Genomic DNA, 21,908 nt, shown 5'->3' on the forward strand with positions numbered 1-21,908 from the left:
AGTTGTATTGGTGAGGAGAGAGCCGTGATTGGTCGCTTGAGAGGCATTGTCATTGAAAAGCAGCCCCCCGAGGTCCTGCTGGAAGTGGGCGGGGTTGGCTATGAGGTGCAGATGCCGATGAGCTGCTTCTATGATTTGCCGGAGATCGGCAAGGAAGCGACCATCCATACTCACTTCGTGGTGCGGGAAGATGCCCAGTTGCTCTATGGTTTCAACCACAAACAGGAGCGGGCGCTGTTCCGCGAGCTGATCAAGACCAACGGAGTCGGCCCCAAGCTGGCGCTGGCGATTCTTTCCGGCATGACAGCTACCCAGTTTGTGCTGAGTGTCGAACGTGAAGAGATAAGCTCTTTGGTCAAACTGCCGGGAGTCGGCAAGAAGACCGCCGAGCGGCTGGTGGTGGAGATGAAGGATCGCCTCAAGGGGTGGGTCAGTCACGACCTCTTCTCCCCGGCCATGGTCACCCTGCCAGCCAGTGAGCCCGAATTGCGGGCACCGGATGTGACCGAGGAGGCGGCCAGTGCGCTGGTGGCCCTAGGTTACAAGCCGCAGCAGGCGAGTCAGATTGTCAGCAAGATCGCCAAAGAGGGGATGTCGGTGGAAGATATCATCCGTGAATCCCTGCGTAGCCTGGTATGAGGTAGTTGATGATTGAAGCAGACCGCCTCATCTCGGCCAGTGCCGCCCGTGAGGATGACATTATTGACCGGGCTATCCGCCCCAAGAAGCTGGCTGACTACACCGGTCAGGATACCGTCTGCGAGCAGATGGAGATCTTTATCGAAGCGGCCCGTCAGCGGGGTGAAGCGCTCGATCACCTGCTGATCTTCGGCCCGCCGGGTCTGGGCAAGACTACCCTCGCCAACATCGTCGCCAACGAGATGGGGGTCAATATCAAGACCACCTCCGGCCCGGTACTGGAGAAAGCAGGGGATCTGGCGGCGCTGCTCACCAACCTTGAACCGAACGATGTGCTGTTCATCGACGAGATCCATCGCCTCAGCCCGGTGGTGGAGGAGGTGCTCTATCCGGCGATGGAGGATTACCAGCTCGACATCATGATCGGGGAGGGACCCGCAGCTCGCTCCATCAAGCTGGATCTGCCTCCCTTCACCCTGATTGGCGCCACCACCCGGGCCGGTTCACTCACCAGCCCGCTGCGGGATCGCTTTGGTATCGTCCAGCGGCTGGAGTTCTACAACGTCAAGGACCTGACCGATATCGTCTCCCGCAGTGCCCGTTGTCTGGGGCTAGACATGACGGAAGATGGTGCCATTGAGGTCGCTCGTCGCTCTCGCGGCACGCCGCGGATTGCTAACCGTTTGTTAAGGCGGGTGCGCGACTTTGCCCAGGTGAAATCCGATGGCCGGATCGACGGCCCCATTGCTGCTCGCGCCATGGACATGCTGGATGTCGATAACGAAGGTTTTGACTTCATGGACCGCAAGTTATTGTTGGCTGTGATAGACAAGTTTATGGGGGGCCCAGTGGGTCTCGATAATCTGGCCGCCGCGATCGGGGAAGAGAAAGATACTATCGAAGATGTGCTGGAGCCTTATCTGATCCAGCAAGGGTATCTGCAACGTACACCCAGAGGACGGATTGCGACCACACGAGCCTACGCTCATTTCGGTCTTCAGCGACCAGATGAGAAGTAAAAACAGTCGTTTGAACATGAAACCGCCGTCAAAGGCGGTTTTTTATTATCCGGGCAAAAAAAAAGCCCACGGCGGATGCGGTGGGCAAAGACAATTCAGGATGGATGTTCACAGACAGTGAGTGCGTCTGGACACAGACCGGAAAATAAACAGGTGAGCCGTCGCGAGCTCTCAGAGTCGGTTCAGTTGATAGAGCTGAACAAAGGAAAGCTTGTAGTAACGGATGGTTTTAGCAACAAACTTTTTCATCTTCGATTCCAATAGACAGGTTCAAATTGATCGTCGAATACGTACCGTGAACCCGGATTAACCGGCCTGTATCCAAGGGTATGCCCTCACTGCGAGGCGCATTGTAGGAGTTCGAATCGACCCCGGCAAACAAGAAAAATTGCACTCTTCAAATTAGTTTATCTAATGTCTTTATTGATGAAATTGGTTCGCATGAGTATGCATTCTTTGCAATTTTAAATTGAGTTTTCGAATCATATTGACTGACTCGGATAACATGGAAAAAGGCGCGTCATTCACGCTTTTCAAATTAAACCGAGTGGCGGGATGTTAAATTCTTAAATTGATTTAAATCAATGTTTTACGCTTTATCGTGTTTTGTGATCTGGCTCGCGTCAATAATCGTGAAATAGATTAAAAATGCCTTTCAAAGCCATGTATGGCGGGTCCTTTTACATTGATTTCAATCAAATAAAGGTGATATAAAAACCCGGTCATCATGGGCGAGAATAAATTTAGGCTGATTGTTTTGGAATTGTTAAACATTAGCTTTATTTGTGTTCTCGTATTGCCTTGTTGTTAATGCCAGTGGTTACTGAACGCGTTTTGTTGTGACACGTCCCAATAAGGCTCATTCGCTAACCTCCAACGGAAGCTTTGTGCTTAAAACTTAAAATAGCCGTGCCAATAATCGGTGAGGAAACATCATGATTGCTGAGCATGTGGTAGACCTATCGCGGTTCCAGTTCGCTGCGACGGCCCTTTATCACTTTTTGTTTGTACCCCTGACGCTGGGAATGGCCTTTCTCCTGGCGATCATGGAATCCGTCTATGTGATGACCAACAACACCATCTACCGGGACATGACCAAATTCTGGGGTAAGTTGTTTGGTATCAACTTTGCCTTGGGGGTCACCACAGGTCTGGCCATGGAGTTCCAGTTCGGGACGAACTGGGCTTACTACTCCCATTATGTCGGCGATATCTTCGGGGCCCCGCTGGCTATCGAAGGACTGATGGCCTTCTTCTTGGAGTCCACCTTCGTCGGTATGTTCTTCTTTGGTTGGGATCGTCTGAGCAAGCATCAGCACCTGGCTGCCACCTGGTTGATGGCGCTGGGTACCAACCTCTCCGCCCTCTGGATCCTGGTCGCCAACGGCTGGATGCAGAACCCGGTCGGTGCCGAGTTCAACTTCGAATCCATGCGAATGGAGATGATGAGCTTCGCTGACGTGGTGCTCAACCCGGTTGCTCAGGTCAAGTTCGTCCACACTGTGGCGGCTGGTTATACCTGTGGCGCCATGTTTGTGCTGGGTATCTCCTCCTACTACCTGCTGAAGAATCGTGATGTGGCGTTCGCCCGTCGCTCCTTCGCCATTGCCGCCGCGTTCGGTATGGCTTCCATCGTGTCCGTGCTGATCCTTGGTGACGAATCCGGTTACGAGACCGGTGAAGTGCAGAAGGTGAAACTGGCCGCTATCGAAGCTGAGTGGGAAACTGAACCTGCTCCGGCCGCCTTTACCCTGTTCGGTATTCCGAATCAGGAAGAGATGCGTACCGACTACGCCATCAAGATCCCCTATGCACTGGGCATTATCGCGACCCGTTCTCTGGACGGTCAGGTCACCGGTCTGAAGGATCTGAAGAGCGAGCACGAACTGCGCGTTCGTAACGGTATGACCGCTTACGACTTGCTGACCAAGCTGCAATCCGGTGACAAGTCTGACGAGACCCGCGCTCGCTTCGACGAAGTGAAGCAGGATCTGGGCTACGGTCTGCTGCTCAAGCGCTACACCAGCAACGTGACCGATGCTACCGACGAGCAGATCAAGGCCGCCGTGGATGACTCCATCCCGCAGGTACTGCCGCTGTTCTTCGCCTTCCGCATCATGGTTGCCGTCGGCATGCTGATGCTGGTGCTGATTGGTATGGCCTTCTATGACAGTGCCCGTCACCAGATCGGCAAGCGCAAGTGGCTGCTCAAGGGTCTGCTGTGGGGTATCCCGCTGCCGTGGATCGCTATCGAAGCTGGCTGGTTTGTTGCTGAATATGGTCGCCAACCGTGGACCATTGCAGAGGTGTTGCCGACTTCCCTCTCTGCATCCAACCTGCCTGCAGCCGAGATCTGGTTCTCTCTGATCGGTATCTGCCTGTTCTATACCGTACTTCTGGTTATCGAGATGTACCTGATGTTCAAGTATGCCCGTCTTGGCCCCAGCAGCCTGAAGACTGGCAAGTATCACTTTGAACAGATCAAGGCATAAGGAGAGCGACCATGTTTGATTACGAAACTCTGCGTGTCATCTGGTGGGCTCTGGTCGGCGTACTGCTGATCGGTTTTGCCATCACTGACGGCTTCGACATGGGGGTAGGCGCACTGCTCCCGTTCGTTGGCAAGAAAGATGTCGAGCGCCGCGTGATGCTCAACACCATGGGACCGCACTGGGAAGGTAACCAGGTTTGGCTGGTCACTGCCGGTGGTGCCTTGTTCGCCGCCTGGCCGATGGTGTATGCCGCGACCTTCTCCGGCTTCTACATCGCGATGATCCTGACGCTGATGGCGCTGTTCCTGCGTCCGGTCGGTTTCAAGTACCGTTCCCTGCGTGCTGATGCCAAATGGCGCAGCAACTGGGACTGGGCCTTGTTCGCCGGTAGTGCCGTGCCGCCCATCGTCTTTGGCGTAGCCTTTGGCAACCTGCTGCAAGGCGTTCCGTTCGAGTTTAACCAGTTCATGATGTTGACCTACCACGGCAACTTCTTTGGCCTGCTTAACCCGTTCGGCATTCTGGCTGGTCTGGTGAGCCTGTTCATGCTGCTCACCCAGGGCGCAACCTGGTTGATGATGAAGACCGACGGTGAAGTGCTGGCGCGTTCCCGCACGGCTGCCATGATCTGCTCACTGCTGACCCTGGTGCTGTTTGCTGCCGCAGGTTGGTGGGTAAGCGGTATGGAAGGGTATGTCATCGTCAAGGCTGCTGCGACTGACGCGGTATCCAACCCGATGAACAAGGAAGTTGTCCTGCAGGCTGGTGCCTGGATGAACAACTACACCCTCTATCCGTGGATGGTGGCTGCCCCTGTACTGGGCCTGGCCATGAGCCTGCTGACTGCGCTGTTTGCCCGCATGAACATCGGCTGGCTGGCGTTTACCAGCTCCTCGCTGGCGATTGCCGGAGTCATCCTCACTGCCGGTTTCTCCATGTTCCCGTTCGTGATGCCCTCAAGCCTTGAGCCGTCACTGAGCCTGACCATGTGGGATGCTACCGCCTCTTTCAACACCTTGCAGGTGATGACTGTGGCTGCAGCGATCTTCGTACCGATTGTGCTGGGTTACACCATCTGGACTTACATCAAGATGTTTGGCCGGGTAACCAACAAGCACATCGAAGATAACCAACAATCTCTCTATTAAGAGGTGCGCTGACAATGTGGTATTTCACCTGGATCCTGGGACTGTTGCTGGCCTGTGCATTTGGCATCATCAATGCGCTGTGGCTGGAACACACCGAGAACATGGATCGTCAGATCGATGAAAACAAGTGATCGACTCGCCAGGCTGGCCGCTCCACTGGAGCGGCAGCCGTGGCAGGGGTTGATGTTACTCGCGGCGGCCTTGTTGGCCGTCGCTATTTTACAGGCCCCCAATCTGATCGCGGCCAATACCAGCGAGCATGGTCTCTGGCTTGCTCCCTGGCTGATGTGGGCTGTCTGTTGTGGCGTACTTAACGGACTTGGCTTTCATCTGAAAAGCCTGCCCGGACGTGTGCTGTTCAACCCCTGGCTCGCCTGGCCCAGTTTGTTGTATGGCCTCTGGCTGACACATTCATATTTCCTTTCATAAAAAACGGGGGGAGGCAGGATTTCCCTGTCTCCCCCTGCTTCTTTCCTATTCAGCCCTGCGCTATGATAGCCCCCCATCTGACTGTCGAATGGATCACAGATTGTTATGGGGGAAGTCTTTGAGTTTCCGGTGCGTGTCTACTACGAAGACACCGACGCCGGGGGCATCGTCTACAACGCCAATTATCTCAAGTTTATGGAACGTGCTCGCACCGAGTTTCTTCGTGCCAAAGGGGTCGAACAGGACGTCTGGCTGCAGGAGGGATATGCCTTCGTGGTGAGCCGAACTGAGATCGATTTCCGCTCGGCGGCCCGTTTTAATGAACTATTGAATGTATTAACGCAAGTGATTGAAGTGAAACGCGCATCCCTGCGCTTTTCGCAGCAGATCCTGGCGGCTGATGGACGACTGATCACCCAGGCCATGGTACAGATAGCCTGTGTCAGTCATCCGCAAATGAAACCTGTAGCTATACCTGAAAAAATCAAGGGAGTGCTGTTAAGTGCACGCTGAAATTTCGTTTATTGGCCTGTTTTGGCAAGCCAGCCTGTTGGTAAAACTGGTCATGATGACCCTGATGAGCATGTCGGTCGTCTCCTGGGCGCTGATTATCCAGCGTTCAAAGGCGATCAAGGCGGCCAATCTCGCATCGGAACAGTTTGAAGATCGCTTCTGGTCAGGGGTCGATCTCAATCGCCTCTATCAGGAGTCCTCTTCCCGCCGCGATGACATCGAAGGCATGGAAGATATCTTCTACTCCGGCTTCAAGGAGTATGCCCGCTTGCTCAAGGCCGGTGCCCGTGGTCAGGATGCGGTGATGGATGGTACCTACCGCGCCATGCGCGTCTCCCTCTCCCGCGCGGTGGACGATCTGGAATCCAACCTGCCGGTGCTGGCGACCATCGGCTCCATCAGCCCCTATATCGGTCTGTTCGGTACCGTATGGGGGATCATGAACGCCTTTATCGCCCTGGGTCAGGTGCAGCAGGCCACCCTGCAAATGGTGGCACCGGGTATCGCGGAAGCGCTGATCGCTACCGCCATGGGTCTGTTTGCCGCTATCCCGGCGGTTATCTTCTACAACCGCTTCTCCAACAAGGTCGAGCGGCTGGAGAACGCCTACGCCAACTTCATGGACGAGTTCACCACCATTCTGAACCGTCAAATTGCACAGCAGCAGGGTGATCAGTAATGCAAACCTATCAGCGGATCCGGCGCAAAAAGGTGGCCGAGATCAACGTGGTTCCCTATATCGACGTCATGCTGGTGCTGCTTATCATCTTTATGGCGGTCACGCCGGTGATCACGCAAGGGGTCAAGGTGGATCTGCCACAGGCTGAGTCCGAGCAGTTGCCGGAAGATGCCAAGCCGCCCTTCATCGTCAGCGTCAATACCGAAGGCGAGTATGTCATCAAGGCTGGCGAAGCCGATGACGAGCCGGTGCCAAGCGGCACGCCAGAGGCGATGCAGCAATACATCACCGAAAAAGCCATGGGCTATCTGGCGATCAACCAGAATGCCCCCGTGGTGGTCGCGGGTGACAAGGCCGTGCGCTACGAAGAGGTGATCCTATTGATGGTGGCCCTCAAGAATGCGGGTGTGCCTCAGGTTGGCCTGATGACAGATCCGGTGAACTAACGGAGATGGATGTGAAGCGTGGTATTTCCGGTTATCTCATCGCGTCGTTTCTGCTGCACCTGATCATCGGCATCATCCTGTTTGTCGGGCTCGATTTCAGCAAACCGAAACGACCCGAATCGAAGGGGCAGATCGTCAATGCCGTCATGCTCGATGAGAACTTCCTCAACGAACAGGCCAAGCAGATCCAGCAGCAGAAATCTCAGCCCAAGCCTCAAAAGGTAGAGAAAGAGAAGGATAAGGAAGACACGGATCTCGCCAAGCGCGAGCTGGCTCAGAAACAGGAGCAGCTTCGCATCGCCGAGACCAAGCGCAAGCAGGCCGAAGAGGCGACTCGCAAGGCCGAGGCCGAGAAGCAGAAGAAGGTTGCCGAGCAGAAGCAGGCGGAAGAGAAGGCCCAAAAAGCCGAGGAAGCCCGCAAGCTGGAAGAACAGAAGGCCAAGAAGGCTGAAGCCGAGCGTAAAGCGGCGGAAGCCGAGAGCAAGGCGTTGGCGCTGAAGAAGAAAAAGGAACAAGAGAAGAAAGAGGCTGAAGAGAAGGCCAAGGCGGCAGAAGCCAAGGCCAAGAAAGCGGAAGCTGACAAGAAGGCCAAAGCCGAAGCCGAGAAGAAAGCCAAGGCAGAAGCAGAGAAAAAAGCCAAAGCCGAGGCCGAGAAGAAGGCCAAGGAAGAGGCTGAGAAAAAGGCAAAAGCTGACGCAGAGAAGAAAGCCAAGGCAGAGGCCGAAAAGCAGGCCAAGATCGCGGCTGAGCGCAAGCGTAAAGCCGCCGAGCAGGCCAAGCTGCAAAAAGAGATGGAAGAGATGATGCAGCAGCAGCTGTCGGCTGAGGCCAATGCCCGCAGTCAGGCGGCATCGGCAGCAGCCCAGGGCGAAGTCGACAAATATGCGGCGCTCATCAAGGCCACTGTTGAGCGGTATATGATTTTGGATCCCACCATGCGGGGCAAAACATGTACTATCGGCGTACGTCTTGCGAGCAGTGGCTTTGTCATATCGGTAGATAACGGCCAGGGTGACCCGGCGGTCTGTCGTTCCGGTAAGGCGGCTGTTCTGAAAGCCAATCAACTGCCTGTGCCCAAGGATCCTGCGGCATTCGAGATGTTGAAGGAATTTAACCTGAAGTTAGAACCGAGTATCTAAGCGTGATAAAACGAGGTTGCTTGCCTCCGGTTGGCAACCTCTCGCCGAGAAAGGAATTTAACCTCTCATCTATATTGGAACCGAGTATTTAAGCCATGATCAGAAAAGTATTTTTTGCTTTGGTTGGCTGTTTGTTGCTGGGCCAGAGTGCCCAGGCGGCCCTGGACATCGTCATCACCGGCGGTATTGATAGCGCACGCCCCATCGCTGTCGCCCCCTTCAAGTGGGAAGGTAACGGGCAGTTGCCGCAGGACATCGCGGAAGTGGTCTCCAACGACCTGATGCGCAGCGGCAAGTTCAAGCCGCTGGCCCGTGGCCAGATGCCGCAAACCCCGAGCAGCAGCAGCGAGATCAACTTCGCTCCCTGGGCCTCCCAAGGGGTTGAAGCCGTGGTGGTGGGTTCCATTTCGGCAGTCGGTGACGGCACCTACAAGGTCAACTTCGAGCTGGTCGATGTGCTGAAAGGCCAGCTGGCCAAGGCGCAAGGTGGCGAGAGCAACGGTTACATCCTGGATAGCCGCATGGCGACCATCCCGGGTGCCCAGATGCGCCAGTTTGCCCACCGTATCTCCGACATCGTCTATGAGCGTCTGACTGGCGAGCGCGGTGCCTTCCTGACCCGTCTGGCTTACGTCTCCGTCCAGCAGGGTACCCAGTTCCCGTACCAGCTGCGTATTTCTGACTACGACGGTTACAACGAGAAGACCCTGCTGCGCTCCCGCGAGCCGTTGATGTCTCCGGCTTGGTCGCCGGATGGCAGCAAGCTGGCTTACGTGAGCTTCGAGAACCAGAAGTCCGAAATCTACGTGCAGGATATCTACACCCAGCAGCGCAGCCTGATCACCAGTTTCCGCGGTATCAACGGGGCGCCGGAGTGGTCTCCGGATGGTCGTCGTCTGGCTATCGTTCTCTCCAAAGACGGTTCACCGAACCTCTATGTGGTTGATGTCGCTAGCAAGCAGCTGACCCGTGTCACAACCAGCCGTGTGATCGACACCGAACCCTCCTGGATGCCGGACGGGCAAAATTTGTTGTTCACCTCTGAACGTGGTGGCAAACCCCAGATTTATAGCGTAAATTTGGCGACTGGTATGACTCGCCGGATGACTTGGGAAGGTGAATCCAACCAGGGTGCATCCATCACTCCTGATGGCAAAATCATGGTGATGGTGACCCGTGTTCAGGGACAGTATCGTATTGCCCGTCAGGACATGGAAAACAATGCCCTGTTGGTCCTTACCCAGAGCGCTCTGGATGAGTCGCCAAGTGTGGCTCCCAATGGCAGCATGATCATTTATGCCACCATCTATCAGGGTCGTAAGAGTCTCGCGTTGGTGTCGACTGATGGTCGCTTCAAGGCTGTGCTTCCGACCAGTAGCGGTGAAATTCGTGCACCAGCTTGGTCGCCCTTCTTGAATTGATAAAAATCCAATTGTTTTTTGTTTTGTTATAAAGGTTTAAGGAAATAGCATGCAACTCAATAAACTGCTCAAGGGTTTGGCCATCGCACTGCCACTGTTCACCCTGGCCGCTTGTAGTTCTTCTTCTGATTCTGACGCCGCTGGCGCTGAATCAGGTATGACCGACGGCATGGGCGGTGTACAAACCGGCGGCGCCAACGGCATGTTGTCCCCGGAAGAGCAGATGCGTCAGAAGTTCGAAGCACTGCAGCGTGACAACGTGATCTACTTCCCGTTCGACGGTTACGATATCCAGGGTCAGTACGCTGATCTGCTGGATGCCCACGCCAGCTACCTGCGCGAGCGCCCGAGCGTTAAAGTCCTGATCGAAGGTCACGCCGATGAGCGCGGTACTCCGGAGTACAACATCGCCCTGGGCGAGCGTCGTGCCAAGGCTGTTGCCAAGTATCTGCAAACCCTGGGTGTGCAGGCCGAGCAGCTCTCCATCGTCAGCTATGGCGAAGAGAAGCCGCTGGACATGTCCCACACCGAGGATGCCTTTGCCAAAAACCGCCGCGCGGTTCTGGTTTACTAAGGTTTAAACCGAACGAAGTTCGTTTATATGCAAGCGGCCATTTCGATGGCCGTTTTATTTGCACTAAACGCCAAGGTTTGATCCGAATGAAATCTGCATATGCGAGCGACGATGGCGCTGGCCGTTTTATCTGTACTAAACGCTAAGGTTTGATCCGAATGAAATCTGTGTACAAGCAAGCTGTCGTTGCGCTGGCCGTAATGGTTGCTCTGAATGCGCAAGCTGCGGCACCGGTCAGCGATCTGGGCGGTGACTCAAGTGGTGGGGTTGTCCTTAGCGGCAACAACGGCGCCATCGTGCCCACCGGTAGCCTGGAAGATCGGGTTGCCCTGCTGGAGCGCACCCTCAATGCCCGTCTGCGACTGCAAGCTGAATTGCAGCAACAGGTCGACTCCCTGCAAGGGGAGGTTTCCGAGCTGCGTGGTCAGCTGGAGCAGCAGACCTACCAGATGGAACAGTCGCAAGAGCGCCAGCGTCAGCTCTACCAAGAGCTCGACAAGGTTGCCAGCAGCCAGCAAGCTGCTCCAGCCACCCCGGCCCCTGCTGCTGCCACACCGGCTGCTGCCGCCAATTACTCAACCAATCAGGATGAGAACCAGGCCTACGACGCAGCGGTCAACATGGTGCTCAAAGAGAAGAACTACGACAAAGCCATTCCGGCTTTCCAGGGCTTCATCAAGCAGTACCCCAATTCGGGCTATGTTCCCAATGCACACTACTGGCTCGGCCAGTTGCTGTTCAACAAGGGGGACAGAGCCGGTGCCTCGGCCCAGTTTTCGACTGTGGCCAACAAATACAGCAAATCCCCCAAGCGAGCCGATGCGTTGCTGAAGCTGGGTATGCTGGCGCAGCTGGATGGCAAGAAGGCGGAAGCCAAATCCTTCTATGAGCAGGTGATCAAGGGCTATCCCAACACCTCGCCAGCCCAGTTGGCCAAACAGAGTCTGGCCAAGCTGTAACATTGCTGTATGTCACTGTTTTCGTAACGCTACTGTAAAAACAGCCTGCATTTGTACGCACAGTGAGCAAACGGATTTAAATTACGAATTTTCTGTTGCACCGGAAATTTAAATCCGTAATATAGGCCGCCGTCAGAGCCGAAGCAGTAATGCAGTCGGAACTGGTCGTGGTGAGGGTCGTTAGCTCAGTCGGTAGAGCAGTTGACTTTTAATCAATTGGTCGCTGGTTCGAATCCAGCACGACCCACCATTTTCTCCACTCGGTGGAGACAGAATTCCCAGGTCGTTTAGCTCAGCTGGGAGAGCACCTCCCTTACAAGGAGGGGGTCACTGGTTCGATCCCAGTAACGACCACCAGTTTGTAAAAAAATGATTTAGATGGGTCGTTAGCTCAGTCGGTAGAGCAGTTGACTTTTAATCAATTGGTCGCTGGTTCGAATCCAGCACGACCCACCATCATTTCAGAATCCCAGGTCGTTTAGCTCAGCTGGGAGAGCACCTCCCTTACAAGGAGGGGGTCACTGGTTCGATCCCAGTAACGACCACCATATTTGCAGTAAAAAGTTTAAAAAAATGATTTAGATGGGTCGTTAGCTCAGTCGGTAGAGCAGTTGACTTTTAATCAATTGGTCGCTGGTTCGAATCCAGCACGACCCACCATCATTTCAGAATCCCAGGTCGTTTAGCTCAGCTGGGAGAGCACCTCCCTTACAAGGAGGGGGTCACTGGTTCGAGCCCAGTAACGACCACCATATTTGCAGTAAAAAGTTTAAAAAAATGGTTTAGATGGGTCGTTAGCTCAGTCGGTAGAGCAGTTGACTTTTAATCAATTGGTCGCTGGTTCGAATCCAGCACGACCCACCACCATTTCAGAATCCCAGGTCGTTTAGCTCAGCTGGGAGAGCACCTCCCTTACAAGGAGGGGGTCACTGGTTCGATCCCAGTAACGACCACCATATTTGCAGTAAAAAGTTTAAAAAAATGATTTAGATGGGTCGTTAGCTCAGTCGGTAGAGCAGTTGACTTTTAATCAATTGGTCGCTGGTTCGAATCCAGCACGACCCACCATCATTTCAAGAATCCCAGGTCGTTTAGCTCAGCTGGGAGAGCACCTCCCTTACAAGGAGGGGGTCACTGGTTCGATCCCAGTAACGACCACCATATTTGCAGTAAAAAGTTTAAAAAAATGATTTAGATGGGTCGTTAGCTCAGTCGGTAGAGCAGTTGACTTTTAATCAATTGGTCGCTGGTTCGAATCCAGCACGACCCACCATCATTTCAGAATCCCAGGTCGTTTAGCTCAGCTGGGAGAGCACCTCCCTTACAAGGAGGGGGTCACTGGTTCGATCCCAGTAACGACCACCATATTCGCAAGCGAAGCTGAGATATCAGCTGCGGTTGCAGAGAAAGTCCCCATTCAGATGGGGATTTTTTTTGCCTGAAATTCAGTACTCCAGCTTCTTCTGTTGCCGTTGTGGCGAGCCAAGCACCACCTCTTATTGTGCCACTCTGCCACTCCGATCCTTCTTCGATCCTGCTCTTCCGAGATTGTTCGACGTCCACTGACTTCACTCCTGTCCATCGTGATGCTGCTCATATGAACGCCTGTTAAAGCAAACGCCAGCAATAAAAAGGGCAGGCCAAGGCCTGCCCGCACGGATGCGCAAGGTGTTACATGATCCCGCGGATCAGGATCCCGCTGATCAGCAGCGGCGCCACCACGCGCCAGCACCAGAGCAGCGCCAGACGCAGGGCGGGTGACAGGCCCGCAGGCAATATGGCATCACCCAAGCGCCAGCCCAGCAGCAGGGTCAGTACCAGACCAAACAGCGGCATCATCAGGTTGGAGGTCAGATAGTCGAGCAACTCGAAGATGGTCTTGCCAAACAGGGTCAGATCGCTCCATGGGCCGAACGACAGGCTCACCGGAATGCCGGAGGCCATGATAAGCAGGGTCAGTACCCGGCAGGCGCCACGGCGCGACCAGCCCCATTCCTCGGTGGTGAAGCGCACCAGATGCTCCAGCATGGAGATGGAGGAGGAGAGCGCGGCCACCAGCAGCAACAGGAAGAAGACCACCCCTAGCCCCTGACCGAACGGCAGATGACTGAACACGGCAGGCATGGTCATAAAGGTGAGCCCTGGGCCCGCGGTGGGATCGATGCCGGTGGAGGCCAGCGCCGGGAAGATCATCAAGCCCGCCAGCACCGAGATAAGGCTTGCCAGAGTGACCACCCAGACCCCGGAGCGCAGCACCCCTTCGCTATTGGGCAGGTAGGCGCCATAGGTAGTGTGTACCCCGAGCCCGATGGAGAGGGAGAAGAAGGCCAGCCCCAGCGCGTCCAGCACGCTCTGGCCGGTCAGCATGGAGAAGTCCGGCAGCAGCAGCTGGCGCACACCCGCCATGGAGCCCGGCATGGAGAGACCGACCCCTACCAACAGCAACATCATGATGAAGAGCGCGGGCATCATCCAGCGCAGTGCCCGCTCAACCCCTTTCTGAATACCCCCCTGCACGAACCACCAGGTCAGGCCCGCGAAGATCAGATGGGTCAGCACCGGCCACCAGGGGTTGCTGACATAGCCGTTGAACAGGGCGGTGAGGGCGCTTCCTTCGTTCAGGTTGAGCTTGCCAGCCATCGCCAGCGCGGCGTAACCCACGGTCCAGCCACCCACCACGCTGTAGAAGCTGTAGATAAAGAAGCCGCAGGCAATCCCCATATACCCCATCCAGCGCCAGTTCGGCCCTACCAGTTTGCGAAAAGCGCCGAGCACTCCGCGCTGGCTATGGCTGCCGAGCAGGGTTTCGCCGACCTGTACCGCTACCCCCAGGGTGAAGCTGAACAGCAGAAACACCAGCAGAAAAGCGCCACCGCCATTGGTGGCGGTCACATAGGGAAACTTCCAGATGGCACCAAGTCCAATCGCTGTGCCTGCTGCGGCCAGCACATGACCGAGACGGGAAGACCACTGAACCTGGCTCATACAACCTCCGGGTAACACGACATCGAAGCAATACTCCTCTGTAGCAATAAACGACAGACCATAAAAAAGGCCGCCTGAGGCGACCTTTGCAATGAACATTCAGAAAAACTGTGCGTGCAAGGTCACCTCTCTTGCGAGCTAAAAAATCGACCAAACAGCACGAGGATGGCAGACATGAGGTGACAACCTGACCAATGAATGAGGAAACAGCCTAAACCATGGAAAGAATAATTGACACATAAAATCAAAAATTTTTTATGTGTGCCGCTGTCACCACTCTGGCTATACGTACAACTCAGTGGGGGAAAACCTCGCTGGGCCGTATCTTTTCTACCTTGTGGCTATTTACTGGGCGATAATCGACGTAGCTTCTTCTGGAACTAGTGACCGCTACATGGCGCTGACGGGAACAACGATGAAACAGGATGTCGTATGAGATGGATGGTGTTGCCCTGGTTACTGATCAGCCTGAGTGTGTCGGCGCAGCCCGGATTAACCCTGCTGAGTCACGACTTACCCCCCTTTACCGAATACCGCGATGGCAAGCTCGACGGATTTGCCATTCGCCTGATCGATGAGGTGCAGGAGGAGCTTGGCACCCGTTATCCGGTGCGGATTTACCCGCTCAAGCGGGCGCTGGCGCTGGCACGGGTCGAGCCCGGCTATGGACTGTTCGTGGTACAGCGGCTCCCGGAGCGGGAGTCCCATTTCAAATGGGTTGGCCCGCTCTTTATCAATCGGGTCTTTATCTATCAGGCGCCGGATAGTCGCCACCCTCTGACCTCGCTGGCGCAGCTGCGAGATCTGCCCAGAGTGGGGGTCGTGCTGGGCAATGCCGATGACGTGCGGCTGACCCATGAGGGCTACACCAATCTGGTGCGCTACAAGACGGTCGGGGAGGCGATAGAGCGGCTGATGCTGGGCAAGATCGATGCTTTGCCGATGGCGGAGCTGGTGATGGAGGCCACCCTCGACAAGATGGGGTTATCCCGGCGCAGCATCGTCAGCAGTGGCGTGCTGCTCCATCAGGCCGGTCTCTATATCGTCTTCTCCAAGGGAACGGATGATGCCGAGATCACCCGCTGGCAGCATGCCCTGGAGGCCGTCAGAGCCGCACAGGGGCGGGCCGATGAGCCCACCCGCGAAGAGTAACCGTCACACCAGACCGCGAATCAAGATCCCGCCGATCAGTAAGGGGGCAATCCAGCGCCAGCAGTTCATCAGCAAGTGATGCCAGTGGCTGGCAATCCCCTGCGGCAGTGCCTTGCGCCCCAGTTTCCAGCCCAGCAGCAGCGTCAGCATCAGGCCGAACAGCGGCATCATCAGGTTGGAGGTGACAAAGTCCAGCAACTCGAAAATGGTTTTGCCAAACAGGGTGGCGTGTTGCAACGGGCCAAACGACAGGCTGACCGGAACACCGCTAACCATGACGAATCCAGTGATGGCGCTGCAGGCCGTGCGGCGTGACCAGCCCCAGGTCTCGCACAGGAAGCACTGCAAATGTTCCAGCAGGGAGATGGCCGAGGAGAGCGCCGCAAAGACCAGCAGGGCGAAGAAGATCACCTCAAGCACCTGACCGAAGGGCAGCAGCTGAAATACCGCCGGCATGGTCATAAAGGTGAGACCGGGGCCGGAGGCCGGGTCGATACCGGTCGAGGCCAGCACCGGGAAGATCATCAGCCCCGCCAGGACTGCCACCATGCTGGCCAGCAGCACCACCCAGAGGCTGGAGCGACCAACCCCTTCGCTGGTCGGCAGATAGGCACCGTAGGTGGTGTGAATGCCCAGACCGATGGAGAGGGAGAAGAAGGCCAGCCCCATGGCATCGAGCACGCCGGACATCCCCAGCTTGCTGAAGTCGGGCATCAGGAAGTGACGTACTCCCGCCATCGCATTGGGCAGGGTGAGGCCAAAGGCGACCAGCATCAGGATCATCAGGAACAGGGCCGGCATCATCCAGCGCAGGGTGCGCTCCACCCCTTTCTGAATGCCGCCTTGCACCACCATCCAGGTGAGGGCGGCAAACAGCAGATGGGTGAGAATGGGCCAGACGTCGCCGCTGACATAGTCATTGAAGCGGGCGGTGAGGGCTGCTGCATCACCATGGTTGAGCTGGCCTGAGATGGCCATGCCGGTATAACCCAGGGTCCAGCCGCCCACCACGCTGTAGAAGCAGTAGATGAGCAGGGTAGAGATCACCCCCATTACCCCAACCCAGCGCCACTGTTTGCCGAGCAGATCGGAGAAGGCACCGACTACCCCGCGGCGACTCATGCTGCCGAGCAGGGTCTCCCCCATCAGTACCGCCACCCCCAGGGTGAAGCTGAACAGCAGAAAGACCAGCAGGAAGGCGCCGCCGCCGTTGACGGCGGTGACATAGGGGAATTTCCAGATTGCGCCGATACCGACCGCGGACCCCGCTGCGGCGAGGATGTAGCCGAGTCGGGATGACCATTGGGACTGCTTCATAAGAACTCCAATCGAGCGCCCCTGGGCAGGGGCAGAATGGCGCTCATGTTACGGAGGTCACGGCGCAATCACTACGACGGTTATCAGGTGTAAATGCGATTTATTGGCATGATTGGCTAATTTAATTCTGTTTTTTGCCCAATCCTGCCACCAAATAAAAACCGGAGCGAGATTGCTCCGGTTTGGTCTCTGACAACGGCTCATCGGTGGACTAGATCACCCCGAGCTCCCGCAGCCGCTCCATCAGGTAGCTGTGGGCGGTATGGCGCTCGGAGAGCACCACATCCGGGCGCGGATGGAGGAACAGCGGCAGGGAGATGCGTGACTTGGCGGCGCTGCCACCGGTCGGGTTGATGACGCGGTGAGTGGTGGAGGGGTAGTAGCCGCGAGAGGCCTCCTGCAGCATGTCACCGATGTTGATGATGAGGGTGCCAAAGTCGCACGGCACGTCCATCCATTCGCCGTCGGAACCCTTCACCTGCAGCCCTGGCTCGTTGGCGGCGGGTAGAATGGTGAGCAGGTTGATATCCTCGTGGGCGGCGGCGCGGATGGCGCCCGGCTCCTCGGTACCATCGAACGGCGGATAGTGCAGCACCCGCAGCAGGGTCTTCTGGCTCTCTTCGATCATCGAGGAGACGGGGCAACTGTAGTGAGCGGCGATATCGGCCGGGGTGTACTGCTCGACCCAGCCCAGCAGCTCGGCGGCCAGACCGTTGGCTAGACGATAGTACTCCATCGCCTGCTCTTTCAGCTCTTCCGGCATCTGGCCCCAGGGGTAGATGTGGAAGTACTCCTTGATGTCTTTCTGGCTATGGCCCTTGGCCACCTCGGAGACCGACGGCGGGAAGTAGCCATCCTGAGTCTCGCGGTTGAACAGAAAATCCTGCTTCTGCTCGCTCATGAAGAAGCGATACCAGTTGTCGTAGATGGACTGCACCAGCTCTTTCGGAATGGGGTGGTTGGTCAGCACGCCAAAGCCGGTGGTTCGCAGGGATTCGGTGAAGCGTTGGGCCGCATCGGGTGAGCGGTAATCGACGGTCAGGACTTTCATTGTTTTTGTTGCGCGCCAGTTAAAAGATGGCGCAGTTTACCTTGCACCTGATAACAAGGAAAGCGGGTTGGCCGCCCCGTCTGGCACGGCGTTTAATAGTGACAAAAACATCAAATAAACCGCGCTAGGCCACGCGGGGGCGCATCCCTTGTTATGGCCTTTTATCCTCTCTAGAATGCCGCTCACTATCTTTTCAGGAGTCTGTCCATGTCCCTCAAAATCCTGTTGCTGACCCTGCCGCTATTGCTGGCGGGATGCAGTGCCCTGTCAGAAGATGAGTGCCGCACCATGAGCTGGTACAACCTGGGTTATCAGGATGGATCGGAAGGCAAAAACCGTCAGGCGACCCGCGATTACGTTTCGTCTTGCAGCGAATATGGCCTCAAAGTGGATGAAGCCGAGTGGAAACGGGGCTACGACAAGGGGCTGGAGCTTTACTGCATTCCCGAGCTGGCTTACAGCAAGGGCAAGGAGGGGCAGGCCTATCTGGGGGTATGCCCCAATGACACCAGCTTCCTCAAGCAGTATCAGCGTGGCTACGAAGAGTACAAACTGGCTGCTCGCCTGCGGGAGATCAGCGACGAGCTGGAGCGTACCGAGCGTGATATCGATACGCTGGAGCGCAGCATCCGCAACGAAACCAACACGGAACAGCGCGACTACTACCGCGCCAAGCGCGATCGGGCCATTCGCCACTACGAATCCCTGCGCCGGGAGTACAACCGTCTGCGCTATCCGGATCGGGTGATCCAGTTCTCCTTCGGCGGTTAATCCCTCTCTTCATGGCCAGTCCGCGTGCTGGCCATGTTGCACCTTGTCAGATCAGGGCAGTACCCAGCGCTGCAGTGCCAGTGCGATACCATCTTCGTTGTGGTCGGCCGTGACCCGATGGGCATGACTCTGGATCTGCGGCGCCGCATTGCCCATGGCCACCGCCAGCCCAACTTGCTCGAACATGCTGATGTCGTTGTTGTTATCCCCAAACGCCACTACCTGCTCCATCGCAATCCCTTCGCTGGCTGCCCACTGGGCAAGCCGGTTGCCCTTGCTGCAACCGGGCTGTACCAGCTCCACCGCATAGGGGGCCGCCCAGTCGCGGGTAAAGGGCATCTGCTCGACCACCTCGCCCATAAAGGTGTGCAGGCGTGCCGGATCCTGATTGAACAGCTCCAGCTTCCAGACCGGGTTGTCGAGCCAGCCTGCCAGCTCCTCGACCGGGTTGAGGGCGATCTTGAGGTGGTCCGGTTGATTGGCCGACCAGTGGCGGATGCGGGTGACATGCTCTTCGCAGCCGATGTAGCCGATCCCCTCGCTCAGGTGGAACAGGGCGCCCATCTGCTGTGCCTCGACCGCGGCCAGCAGTTCGGTAAGCGGGGCGGCCGCCAGCGGGTCGCCGCTGATGATCCGGTTCTGCACCGGATCATAGAGATAGGCGCCGTTGCTGCAGATGAGGGGGGTATCGAGGGCCAGCTCGTGGTGGAAGGGGCGTGCCGTCATGAAGTGGCGCCCGGTGACCAGCAGCACCTTGATGCCGTGGGCGCGCGCCTGCGCCAGTGCCGCCCGGGTGGCCGACGAGATCTTGTGATCCCGGGTCAGCAGGGTGCCATCCATATCGAGCGCGATGGCCTTGTACTCACTCATAGCTCCTCCAGCATCGAACAAATCCGCAAAGAGCCTTACCGTCCCAGACCCGGCGCCCCGATGCAAGTCTTGCCCGCGGCCGAAGCGCCGAACTGTGATCCCTTCGTGGCTCAGGTGCAGCTGGCCAGCTGTTGACGACGGTCGGCACGGCGACGCAGCAGATAGAAACCGGCGGCACTGGCAAGGGAGCAGAGGGTGGCGAGATAGAAGGGCCACTCGGTACCGGCCAGCAGCACCAGACTGCCGAGCAGCACCGCCAGGATCTCGCTGCCTACGGCGAGGGCGCGGTAGAGCCCCATCGCCTGCCCCTGTTGCTCCGGGTGACTGCGGTTGGAGATCGCCACCGAAGTGGCCAGCTCCCCCAGACTCATGCCGATGCCAGCGGGAACGAAGGTAAGCGCCAGTCCCCACCAGTGCACGGGCAGGATAAAGAGCAGCATGCCGCTCGCCATCACCAGATGGCCGACAATGCCGAGGGAGCTGCCGCGCCAGTGACGGGCGATGCGGGAGCCGAGCCAGGAGCCCGCCATCATGGGCAGGCTCACCAGTACCGCCGCCTGTGCCAGCTGGGCCGGATCCCAGGACAGCCGCTCCACCAGCCAGATATTGAAGTAGGTGAAATAGAGCTGCACGGCGCCATAGCTGATCAGGGTGAGAGCGAAGTAGGGCAGCAGGGCCGGTTGCAACAACAGCTGGCGGCTGGAGAGGGTCGCTGTCTGACGGGTGGCCGCCACCGGCGGACGATAGGGGATCAGCCAGTAGACCAGCAGCAGGTTGAGCAGGGTCATTCCTACCGCCAGCCAGGCGGCCAGACTGTAATCCCCCGAGATCACCGCGGCGTAGCCCCCGATCATCGGTCCCACGACCCAGCCCAGATTCATACCGATGTTGATCCAGGCGAAGCTGCGGGCCTTGTGCTCCTTGCCGGCGAGATCTGCCGCCATCGCCTGCACGATGGCGATGTTGCCGTTGCACAGCCCCTCCACCACCCGGCTGAGCAGTAACAGGGGGAGGGAGCGCCAGGCGATACCGAGTGCCATCAGGGCATAGCCTGCCAGTACCCCCGCCAGCGATAGCAACAGCAGTGGCTTGCGGCCATAGCGGTCGGAGAGGCGACCGAGCCAGGGGCTGCCCACCAGCTGGAACAGGGGATAGAGCCCCATGATGACCCCCAGCCACACCTTGCGGCTCCAGTCGGAGGCTTCCGGCGTCAGCATGCCGTGGGCCGGATCCAGCAGCAAAGGTGCCAATACCGGGGAGGGGAGACTGAAGCCTGCAACTGCCAGCGTGACCGTCATGACCAGCACCCAGAGGGGATTTTTGTGCCCGTGTTTCTCCATGCTGCACCCATTAAGTAAAGTTATTGGTTTATTTATGCTGATTCATAGACGGGATTAAGTAAAGTGAATTGTTGATTTAATAAAGGGGGCTCCCCATAATGAGGTCATGAACGCAAGCACCGACAAGATCCTGTTTCTGCTCAAGAGCCATGGCCCGCAGAGCGCCGCCGCGCTGGGGGAGCAGTTGCAGATGACCTCCATGGGCGCCCGCCAGCACCTGCTCACGCTGGAGCAGGAGGGGTGGGTCACATTCAGCGACGAGGCGCGCGGGCGCGGTCGTCCCGTGCGGCTGTGGCAGCTCACCGAGCAGGCCTGGCAGCGCTTCCCCGATAGCCATAGCGATCTGACCGTGCAGTTGATCGACAACGTGCGCGAGCTGTTTGGCGAGGAGGGGATGGAGCGGCTGATCCAGCAGCGGGAGCTGCAGATGCTTGCTCGCTATCAGGAGGCGCTGGGGTCCCATGGTCTCTCTGGCCGGCTGGCGGCGCTCAGGGAGCTGCGCACTCGCGAGGGCTACATGGCGGAGATCCGCCGCGAAGAGGATGGCAGCTGGCTGCTGTGGGAGAGCCACTGTCCCATCTGTGCGGCGGCGCGCACCTGCCGCGGTTTCTGTCGCAGCGAACTGGCGCTGTTTCGCCAGCTGCTGGCGCCGGCGACGGTGGAGCGGGAGCAATATCTGCTGGAGGGGGCGCATCGCTGCCTCTATCGCATCACGCCGCCCGCGCTCTGATTTCGTCAAACGCCCAAAAACAACAAAGCAGGCGCCGGGATGCCTGCTTTGTTGCCTTCGGGGAGGGGGTTCTCTCGTTCCAGCCCGTCGTTTCCCGATAAGGTAAGACGGCTGATGGGGCTCTTGACCCGGTAAGGTCCTTCACCTCAGAGACCCGGTCAGGTATCTGCTTTGCCACCGGAAGATGTAACCATAGTATCCCTCCCGTGCCGGTGAGTGGTTGCAAAGTAACCA

21 protein-coding genes and 12 tRNA genes are annotated in these 21,908 nt (G+C 57.2%); 28 read left to right on the forward strand and 5 right to left on the reverse strand.

Going from position 1 to position 21,908, the window contains the following annotated elements; all coding sequences use genetic code 11:
- Positions 1 to 24: 24 nt before the first annotated feature.
- The 25 genes from ruvA (at position 25) to ACTG20_RS05270 (ending at position 12,823) form a co-directional block, all read left to right on the forward strand.
- A complete protein-coding gene (ruvA, locus tag ACTG20_RS05150) occupies positions 25 to 639 on the forward strand; it encodes a Holliday junction branch migration protein RuvA (RefSeq protein WP_005335746.1) in 615 nt (204 codons plus the stop codon).
- 8 nt (positions 640 to 647) lie between these two features.
- Positions 648 to 1,658 carry a Holliday junction branch migration DNA helicase RuvB gene (gene ruvB, locus ACTG20_RS05155; protein WP_005335744.1) on the forward strand — a complete coding sequence of 337 codons (1,011 nt, stop codon included), beginning with the start codon at positions 648 to 650 and terminating at the stop codon, positions 1,656 to 1,658.
- Between the two features lie 935 nt (positions 1,659 to 2,593).
- Positions 2,594 to 4,150: a cytochrome ubiquinol oxidase subunit I gene (locus ACTG20_RS05160; protein ID WP_005335743.1), complete on the forward strand. Its 1,557-nt coding sequence runs from the start codon at positions 2,594 to 2,596 to the stop codon at positions 4,148 to 4,150.
- A gap of 11 nt (positions 4,151 to 4,161) precedes the next feature.
- On the forward strand, positions 4,162 to 5,298 hold the full coding sequence (cydB, locus tag ACTG20_RS05165) for a cytochrome d ubiquinol oxidase subunit II (RefSeq protein ID WP_005335741.1): 1,137 nt from the start codon (positions 4,162 to 4,164) through the stop codon (positions 5,296 to 5,298).
- A gap of 14 nt (positions 5,299 to 5,312) precedes the next feature.
- The gene (gene cydX, locus ACTG20_RS05170; protein ID WP_005304933.1) at positions 5,313 to 5,429 is read left to right on the forward strand and encodes a cytochrome bd-I oxidase subunit CydX; all 117 of its coding nucleotides are present in this window, start codon (positions 5,313 to 5,315) and stop codon (positions 5,427 to 5,429) included.
- Positions 5,416 to 5,727, forward strand: coding sequence for a cyd operon YbgE family protein (locus ACTG20_RS05175; RefSeq protein ID WP_041202810.1), 312 nt, complete (start codon positions 5,416 to 5,418; stop codon positions 5,725 to 5,727). The genes cydX and ACTG20_RS05175 overlap by 14 nt, the downstream gene beginning before the upstream one ends.
- Positions 5,728 to 5,832: 105 nt before the next feature.
- Complete coding sequence (gene ybgC, locus ACTG20_RS05180; protein WP_005335737.1) at positions 5,833 to 6,240, forward strand: tol-pal system-associated acyl-CoA thioesterase; 408 nt, start codon at positions 5,833 to 5,835, stop codon at positions 6,238 to 6,240.
- Positions 6,230 to 6,919, forward strand: coding sequence for a protein TolQ (gene tolQ, locus ACTG20_RS05185; protein ID WP_139410123.1), 690 nt, complete (start codon positions 6,230 to 6,232; stop codon positions 6,917 to 6,919). The genes ybgC and tolQ overlap by 11 nt, the downstream gene beginning before the upstream one ends.
- Positions 6,919 to 7,365: a protein TolR gene (tolR, locus tag ACTG20_RS05190; protein ID WP_005335733.1), complete on the forward strand. Its 447-nt coding sequence runs from the start codon at positions 6,919 to 6,921 to the stop codon at positions 7,363 to 7,365. The genes tolQ and tolR overlap by 1 nt, the downstream gene beginning before the upstream one ends.
- Before the next feature lie 5 nt (positions 7,366 to 7,370).
- Complete coding sequence (gene tolA, locus ACTG20_RS05195) at positions 7,371 to 8,504, forward strand: cell envelope integrity protein TolA (protein ID WP_013723471.1); 1,134 nt, start codon at positions 7,371 to 7,373, stop codon at positions 8,502 to 8,504.
- Positions 8,505 to 8,599: 95 nt separating this feature from the next.
- On the forward strand, positions 8,600 to 9,925 hold the full coding sequence (gene tolB, locus ACTG20_RS05200; RefSeq protein WP_005335728.1) for a Tol-Pal system beta propeller repeat protein TolB: 1,326 nt from the start codon (positions 8,600 to 8,602) through the stop codon (positions 9,923 to 9,925).
- A gap of 49 nt (positions 9,926 to 9,974) precedes the next feature.
- Positions 9,975 to 10,499 (forward strand): peptidoglycan-associated lipoprotein Pal, encoded by a 525-nt coding sequence (gene pal, locus ACTG20_RS05205; protein WP_005304908.1) that lies wholly within the window; start codon positions 9,975 to 9,977, stop codon positions 10,497 to 10,499.
- A gap of 158 nt (positions 10,500 to 10,657) precedes the next feature.
- Entirely contained in the window at positions 10,658 to 11,458 is an 801-nt protein-coding gene (gene ybgF / locus ACTG20_RS05210; protein ID WP_005343216.1) for a tol-pal system protein YbgF, read from the forward strand.
- Positions 11,459 to 11,632: 174 nt separating this feature from the next.
- Positions 11,633 to 11,708, forward strand: a tRNA-Lys gene (locus ACTG20_RS05215).
- Positions 11,709 to 11,739: 31 nt separating this feature from the next.
- A tRNA-Val gene (locus tag ACTG20_RS05220) sits at positions 11,740 to 11,815 on the forward strand.
- Positions 11,816 to 11,838: 23 nt separating this feature from the next.
- Positions 11,839 to 11,914: transfer RNA gene (locus tag ACTG20_RS05225), tRNA-Lys, on the forward strand.
- A gap of 16 nt (positions 11,915 to 11,930) precedes the next feature.
- A tRNA-Val gene (locus ACTG20_RS05230) sits at positions 11,931 to 12,006 on the forward strand.
- A gap of 36 nt (positions 12,007 to 12,042) precedes the next feature.
- A tRNA-Lys gene (locus ACTG20_RS05235) sits at positions 12,043 to 12,118 on the forward strand.
- Between the two features lie 16 nt (positions 12,119 to 12,134).
- A tRNA-Val gene (locus tag ACTG20_RS05240) sits at positions 12,135 to 12,210 on the forward strand.
- A 36-nt stretch (positions 12,211 to 12,246) separates the two neighbouring features.
- A tRNA-Lys gene (locus ACTG20_RS05245) sits at positions 12,247 to 12,322 on the forward strand.
- Positions 12,323 to 12,338: 16 nt separating this feature from the next.
- Positions 12,339 to 12,414, forward strand: a tRNA-Val gene (locus ACTG20_RS05250).
- Between the two features lie 36 nt (positions 12,415 to 12,450).
- Positions 12,451 to 12,526 (forward strand) — tRNA-Lys (locus ACTG20_RS05255).
- Between the two features lie 17 nt (positions 12,527 to 12,543).
- Positions 12,544 to 12,619, forward strand: a tRNA-Val gene (locus ACTG20_RS05260).
- Between the two features lie 36 nt (positions 12,620 to 12,655).
- Positions 12,656 to 12,731: transfer RNA gene (locus ACTG20_RS05265), tRNA-Lys, on the forward strand.
- 16 nt (positions 12,732 to 12,747) lie between these two features.
- A tRNA-Val gene (locus tag ACTG20_RS05270) sits at positions 12,748 to 12,823 on the forward strand.
- A gap of 306 nt (positions 12,824 to 13,129) precedes the next feature.
- On the opposite strand, the gene ACTG20_RS05275 is transcribed toward ACTG20_RS05270, so the two are convergent.
- On the reverse strand, positions 13,130 to 14,443 hold the full coding sequence (locus ACTG20_RS05275; RefSeq protein WP_194494599.1) for a sodium-dependent transporter: 1,314 nt from the start codon (positions 14,441 to 14,443) through the stop codon (positions 13,130 to 13,132).
- 432 nt (positions 14,444 to 14,875) lie between these two features.
- Between ACTG20_RS05275 and ACTG20_RS05280 the strand changes: the two genes are divergently transcribed.
- Entirely contained in the window at positions 14,876 to 15,595 is a 720-nt protein-coding gene (locus ACTG20_RS05280) for a substrate-binding periplasmic protein (protein WP_058059681.1), read from the forward strand.
- Between the two features lie 3 nt (positions 15,596 to 15,598).
- On the opposite strand, the gene ACTG20_RS05285 is transcribed toward ACTG20_RS05280, so the two are convergent.
- Positions 15,599 to 16,912, reverse strand: coding sequence for a sodium-dependent transporter (locus ACTG20_RS05285; RefSeq protein WP_005335722.1), 1,314 nt, complete (start codon positions 16,910 to 16,912; stop codon positions 15,599 to 15,601).
- 211 nt (positions 16,913 to 17,123) lie between these two features.
- The gene (locus tag ACTG20_RS05290; protein WP_194494600.1) at positions 17,124 to 17,963 is read right to left on the reverse strand and encodes an isopenicillin N synthase family dioxygenase; all 840 of its coding nucleotides are present in this window, start codon (positions 17,961 to 17,963) and stop codon (positions 17,124 to 17,126) included.
- Between the two features lie 207 nt (positions 17,964 to 18,170).
- On the opposite strand from ACTG20_RS05290, the gene ACTG20_RS05295 reads away from it, so the two are divergent.
- The gene (locus ACTG20_RS05295; protein ID WP_194494601.1) at positions 18,171 to 18,734 is read left to right on the forward strand and encodes a DUF2799 domain-containing protein; all 564 of its coding nucleotides are present in this window, start codon (positions 18,171 to 18,173) and stop codon (positions 18,732 to 18,734) included.
- A 51-nt stretch (positions 18,735 to 18,785) separates the two neighbouring features.
- On the opposite strand, the gene ACTG20_RS05300 is transcribed toward ACTG20_RS05295, so the two are convergent.
- Complete coding sequence (locus ACTG20_RS05300; RefSeq protein ID WP_194494602.1) at positions 18,786 to 19,604, reverse strand: Cof-type HAD-IIB family hydrolase; 819 nt, start codon at positions 19,602 to 19,604, stop codon at positions 18,786 to 18,788.
- Between the two features lie 110 nt (positions 19,605 to 19,714).
- Positions 19,715 to 20,944 (reverse strand): MFS transporter, encoded by a 1,230-nt coding sequence (locus ACTG20_RS05305; protein WP_194494603.1) that lies wholly within the window; start codon positions 20,942 to 20,944, stop codon positions 19,715 to 19,717.
- A 106-nt stretch (positions 20,945 to 21,050) separates the two neighbouring features.
- Here ACTG20_RS05305 and ACTG20_RS05310 point away from each other — a divergent pair, with 106 nt between their 5' ends.
- Positions 21,051 to 21,674: a helix-turn-helix transcriptional regulator gene (locus tag ACTG20_RS05310; RefSeq protein WP_194494604.1), complete on the forward strand. Its 624-nt coding sequence runs from the start codon at positions 21,051 to 21,053 to the stop codon at positions 21,672 to 21,674.
- The last annotated feature ends 234 nt before the right edge of the window (positions 21,675 to 21,908 follow it).

Source organism: Aeromonas sp. 84A (genome assembly GCF_051919345.1).
Classification (GTDB): Bacteria; Pseudomonadota; Gammaproteobacteria; order Enterobacterales; family Aeromonadaceae; genus Aeromonas; species Aeromonas veronii.